We start from the raw sequence: 4,900 nt of genomic DNA, 5'->3' as shown, positions 1-4,900 counted from the left end.
CGGCTTATTCATGCCGGGCAAAAACAATGCTTTTCAACGCACGTCGATCCTAGTTCAGCCCCTCCAAGACCTCTGGCAAACAGAGATTTTGGTGGAGCTGCCGGGTACCGCCCCCGGGTCCGCTGCATCTATTGCACATCGCAATTTATCACCATAGCCGGGCGAACCCAGCACCGACCTATATAGGCGCTTTTTCGTGAATGGGAAGTGAAGGCGGTTAAAGGCCCTGCATATTTCGGCTCTCTGCCGGAATATGGACCACCAGTCCGTCGAGATCGGGTGTGAGCACGATCTGGCAAGACAGACGACTGGTGCGCCGCGCGCCCGTAGCAAGGTCGAGCATGTCTTCCTCGTCCTCAACCGATCGGGGCAGTTTGTCGAACCAAAGCTTGTCAATGATCACATGGCAGGTTGAACAGGCCATTTGGCCCTCACAGGTGCCTTCCAACGGTTGTCCCGCGGCTTGCGCAATTTCCAGCAGCCTTTGGCCCTGCACCGCTTCGACGTTCTGGACAGTGCCATCGGCAGTGATGAACGTGACTTTGATCATAGCATCGCCTCTGCTGACCGGTTGATTGCAGCTGCGGCCATATCAATCTCTTCCGCCGTCGTATAGCGACCAAAGCCCAAACGGATCGATGATTTCGCCTGTGCGTCGGTCAGGCCAAGCGCGCGCAACACATGGCTGGGGCGGCCAGAACCACTGGCGCAGGCCGATCCAGCGGAAAAGGCGATGTTCCGGCACTCCGATATCAACCGCGCGGCATCGACGCCGTCGCGGCGGATATTGAGATTGCCTTTATAACGTTGGGCCGTCGAACCGTTGATGGTCCAGTCCGCAAATGCGCTGGCTGCGTGATCCCATAAGGCAGAAACATGCGTGGCGTCCGCGTCCATGCAATCCGCCGCCAATTTGGCTGCTGCACCAAAGCCCGCGCACAATGCCGGCGACAATGTGCCCGAGCGCATGCCTTGTTCCTGCCCGCCACCCAGCATTTGCGGCGTGAGCGCAACGCCGTCACGCACCCACAGGGCGCCAATGCCTTTTGGACCGTGGATTTTGTGCGCGGATATCGCGATCATGTCGGGACCATCGGGGATCGGCATGCGGCCAAATGCCTGAACTGCATCGCATAGGAACAGATTGCCTTGGGCGTGTGCGGCTGCTGCCAGCTCCGCGATTGGCTGGATGGTCCCAATCTCGTTATTGACGAGCATGATGGCTGTTAACGCCTGCCCGCCAACGGAACCAGACGTTTGCGTTTCGGGACAAATCAACCCCTCACTATCGACAGGGAAAATCCGGCCATCTAGAAATTCAACAACGTCCAAAACCGCAGCATGTTCTGTCGCGGCAGCGGTGACGGGTAAGCCGCACCCCATGATCGCCAGGTTGATCGCCTCAGTCGCACCAGAGGTGAAGATCACGCGCCCGCCCTTCGGCAGCAGCGCCGCGATTTGGTCGCGGGCCACCTCAACGGCCGCAGCTGCCGCCCTGCCCGCTGCATGTGCGCTATGCGGGTTGGCAAATCCATCCTTCAGCCAAGGCTCCATCGCGGCAAATGCCTCTGGGGCGAGCGGCGTTGTGGCTTGATAATCGAGGTAGATCATGCCGCTTTGGCGCGGATGACGATAGTGCGCCAGACGTCTAAAAACCGTGCGACATCGCTTTCGCTGGTATCGGCGTTGAAACTGACGCGGACGACTTCCGAAGCGGATCGTTCGTCCCAGCCCATTGCGCCAAGCACATGGCTGGTTTTCAGCGTGCCTGATGAGCACGCGCTTCCGGCGGAGACCGAAATGCCCGCCATGTCAAAGTTGATCAGCTGACTTGAGGCCGCAACGCCGGGCATGCGGTAGCTGGCGATGGTCGCAAGCCGGTTGCTTGCTTCTGCAACCACAATGCCGCCGCTGGCAGTGATCTCCGCATCCAACAACTCGCGCAGCCGAACGGCTTTTTCCATCCACGCAAAACCAGCCTCAAGGGCCGTCGCAAATCCGATTGCGGCGGGCAAGTTTTCGGTGCCGCGCCGGTACCCTTGCTCCTGCCCGCCGGTTGGCGCCAGCAGCCCAAGGTTGCGAACGAGTAACGCGCCCATTCCCGGCGGCCCGCCCAATTTGTGCGCTGAAACGCAAAGCAAATCAGCATCGGGCAACGGCATTTTGCCCGCGCTTTGCGAACAATCGGTAAACAATATTCCGCCATTGGCCCGCACAATATCTGCGATCTCCGCCATCGGTTGAATAACGCCGGTTTCGTTGTTCACGGACTGCACGGCATAGCGAGCAGCGCCTTTGATCGCGTTCAAGTCAACATAACCGTCTGGGCCGACGGGCAAGCGGGTTGCGCCTGCCACAGCCAAGACCGCATCATGTTCAACGGCGCTGGCAATCGCATCATGGCCGCGCAGCGCAATCGCAATTGCCTCACTTGCGCCGCTGGTGAAAATGACTTCACCATCCCAATTCAGCGCCGCAGAAACCCGCGTGCGGGCGTTCTCCAACGCCGCGCGGGCTGCGCGCCCCTCGCTATGCGGAGAGGATGGATTGGCCCATCGCGCCATCGCGTCGGCCATCGCTTCGCGCGCCGCCGGAATGACCGGCGTCGTCGCTGCGTGATCCAAATATATGCGGGCTTGGTCGGGCATAATTTCCATGACAGTTGCGAAAATCGTCACTGCTTCTATATAGCTCTACGAAATCCTGCAAAGCCCGAACCGTCGGGCAAAGCTCGGCACCCATCTAAGAATCGAACAATAATATGCCTGCTATTGCTATTCCCGGTCCTGAAGGCCGCCTCGAAGCCCGTTTTTCTCCGCCACCGCGCCCACGTGCACCGATTGCAATGATTTTGCATCCGCACCCCCAAGCCGGCGGAACAATGAATGACCGGATTACGCAGCAGCTGTACAAAACATTCGTAGCGCGCGGATTTGGCGTGCTGCGTTTCAACTTTCGCGGCGTTGGCCGAAGCGAAGGCGAATTTGACAATGGCATCGGCGAATTGTCTGATGCCGCATCGGCGCTCGATTGGGTGCAAAGCTTCCACCCCGAAGCGTCAACGACCTGGATCGCTGGCTTCAGCTTTGGCGCATGGATTGGCATGCAGCTTTTGATGCGCCGTCCGGAAATCCGCGGTTTCATCTCGGTATCGCCGCCTGCAAACATGTATGATTTCAGCTTTTTGGCGCCTTGCCCATCATCGGGCATCATCATTCAGGGTGTGAATGACGAGGTCGTCAATCCCAACGCCGTTCAAAAGCTGGTCGATAAACTGCGCACGCAGCGCCACATCACCATTCACCATGACGAAATCCCGCGCGCGAACCATTTCTTTGAAAATGAAATGGATATGCTGATGGCGTCCGTGAACAACTATCTCGATTTCCGGTTGGACCCGAACTCACCGATTAAGTGATTTTTTGCGCGCAGAGGCGCAGAGATCGCAGAGTAATAGTTTTAAAAATAAGACCCTGAAACAAGCCCAAGGTGTCGGCGAAAAACTCTGCGCCCTCTGCGCCTCTGCGTGAAATATTCTTAATGTTGGTCGACGCTGCCCGTCACCAGTGACTGCCCCTTTTCGTCGGGTACAACCCAAATCGCAACATTGGCAAAAATAACGAGAGCGGCAGCGATCATCAGCCACATTTGCTGACTTGCACCATCACGGCTCCAGCGTTTCCAAGCGCCATAGAGAAGCAGGAACGCGGACAGCATGGCGATGGATAAAACGGCGTTTAACATTTCGCCTCTCTAAAGCCGGTGGATAAGCCGCGCAATCGGGCAAATAGCGCATAGCCTTTTGCTCCGCTCTGCCATAGGGGGAGCGTATCCCGACTCATGCTGCTACAGGATGTGCTATGCGTATCGCTATCGCCTCAGACCACGCTGCCCTTGCGCTGAAATCAGCGCTCGTGGAATATCTGCTGTCGGCAGGGCATGATGTGAACGATCTCGGCCCGCATGATGAAAGCTCGGTCGACTATCCCGATTATGGCTACAAGCTTGCCGCAGCTATTGCCGATGGCACCGCAGAACGCGGTGTTGTTTTATGCGGATCGGGCATTGGCATTTCGATTGCGGTGAACCGCAATCCCGCCGCACGCGCCGCCTTGGTGTCCGAACCATTGTCAGCTCGGCTTGCCCGCGAACATAATGACGCAAATGTGATTGCCATGGGCGCGCGCCTGATCGGCATTGAAATGGCCAAGGCCTGCCTTGATGCCTTTTTAACAACTGAATTTGGCGGAGAGCGCCACCAACGCCGCGTTGATAAACTATCCAACCCGAACACGACCAAGGAACCATCATGAGCAGTGCAGCCGCCAATGACATCCAAAATTCTGGATTTTTTACGCAAAGCCTGACGGAACGCGACCCCGAAATCGCGGGCTGGATAGCAAAGGAACTGGGCCGCCAGAAGGACAAGATCGAATTGATCGCGTCGGAAAATATAACGTCGCGCGCGGTGCTTGAAGCCACAGGTTCGATCCTCACCAACAAATATGCCGAAGGCTATCCGGGCAAGCGTTATTATGGCGGCTGCGAATATGTCGATGAAATCGAAACCATCGCCATTGAGCGCGCGAAGCAATTGTTCGGCTGTGAATTTGCAAATGTTCAGCCCAATAGCGGCAGTCAGATGAATCAGGCGGTGTTCCTCGCGCTTCTGCAGCCCGGCGACACTTTCATGGGCCTAGATCTCAACGCAGGCGGACACCTTACCCATGGATCGCCGGTAAACATGTCCGGCAAATGGTTCAATCCAATCGGATATGGCGTCCGTCGCGATGACCATCGGATCGACATGGACGAAGTCGCGCGCATAGCCAGAGAAAACAAACCAAAGCTCATCATCTGCGGCGGCACCGCTTATTCGCGGGGCTGGGACTGGGCGCGG

6 protein-coding genes, 1 other RNA gene and 1 pseudogene are annotated in these 4,900 nt (G+C 57.3%); 3 read left to right on the top strand and 5 right to left on the bottom strand.

Features of this window, described 5'->3' with window-relative positions:
* The 4 genes from ssrA to ACIQ5B_RS10190 all read right to left on the bottom strand — a co-directional run.
* Positions 1–211: a transfer-messenger RNA gene (gene ssrA / locus ACIQ5B_RS10205) on the bottom strand; the annotation flags it as partial.
* Between the two features lie 6 nt (positions 212–217).
* The gene (locus ACIQ5B_RS10200; protein ID WP_397598922.1) at positions 218–550 is read right to left on the bottom strand and encodes a 2Fe-2S iron-sulfur cluster-binding protein; all 333 of its coding nucleotides are present in this window, start codon (positions 548–550) and stop codon (positions 218–220) included.
* Positions 547–1,611 (bottom strand): cysteine desulfurase family protein, encoded by a 1,065-nt coding sequence (locus ACIQ5B_RS10195; RefSeq protein WP_397598921.1) that lies wholly within the window; start codon positions 1,609–1,611, stop codon positions 547–549. Before ACIQ5B_RS10195 ends, ACIQ5B_RS10200 begins: the two co-directional genes overlap by 4 nt.
* Positions 1,608–2,648: a cysteine desulfurase family protein gene (locus ACIQ5B_RS10190; protein WP_397598920.1), complete on the bottom strand. Its 1,041-nt coding sequence runs from the start codon at positions 2,646–2,648 to the stop codon at positions 1,608–1,610. The genes ACIQ5B_RS10195 and ACIQ5B_RS10190 overlap by 4 nt, the downstream gene beginning before the upstream one ends.
* Positions 2,649–2,761: 113 nt before the next feature.
* On the opposite strand from ACIQ5B_RS10190, the gene ACIQ5B_RS10185 reads away from it, so the two are divergent.
* Positions 2,762–3,418, top strand: a complete 657-nt coding sequence (locus ACIQ5B_RS10185; RefSeq protein WP_183941171.1) for an alpha/beta hydrolase — start codon at positions 2,762–2,764, stop codon at positions 3,416–3,418.
* A gap of 119 nt (positions 3,419–3,537) precedes the next feature.
* On the opposite strand, the gene ACIQ5B_RS10180 is transcribed toward ACIQ5B_RS10185, so the two are convergent.
* On the bottom strand, positions 3,538–3,744 hold the full coding sequence (locus ACIQ5B_RS10180; RefSeq protein ID WP_397598919.1) for a hypothetical protein: 207 nt from the start codon (positions 3,742–3,744) through the stop codon (positions 3,538–3,540).
* 116 nt (positions 3,745–3,860) lie between these two features.
* Here ACIQ5B_RS10180 and rpiB point away from each other — a divergent pair, with 116 nt between their 5' ends.
* Both rpiB and glyA read left to right on the top strand, forming a co-directional pair.
* Positions 3,861–4,313 carry a ribose 5-phosphate isomerase B gene (rpiB, locus tag ACIQ5B_RS10175; protein WP_397598918.1) on the top strand — a complete coding sequence of 151 codons (453 nt, stop codon included), beginning with the start codon at positions 3,861–3,863 and terminating at the stop codon, positions 4,311–4,313.
* Positions 4,310–4,900 (top strand): annotated as a pseudogene (gene glyA / locus ACIQ5B_RS10170) (serine hydroxymethyltransferase); the annotation flags it as partial. The gene rpiB and the pseudogene glyA, both read left to right, overlap by 4 nt.

This window comes from Sphingorhabdus sp., from assembly GCF_044374345.1.
In the GTDB taxonomy this organism is placed as follows: domain Bacteria; phylum Pseudomonadota; class Alphaproteobacteria; order Sphingomonadales; family Sphingomonadaceae; genus Sphingorhabdus_B.
This window is presented reverse-complemented; position numbering and strand designations above follow the sequence as displayed.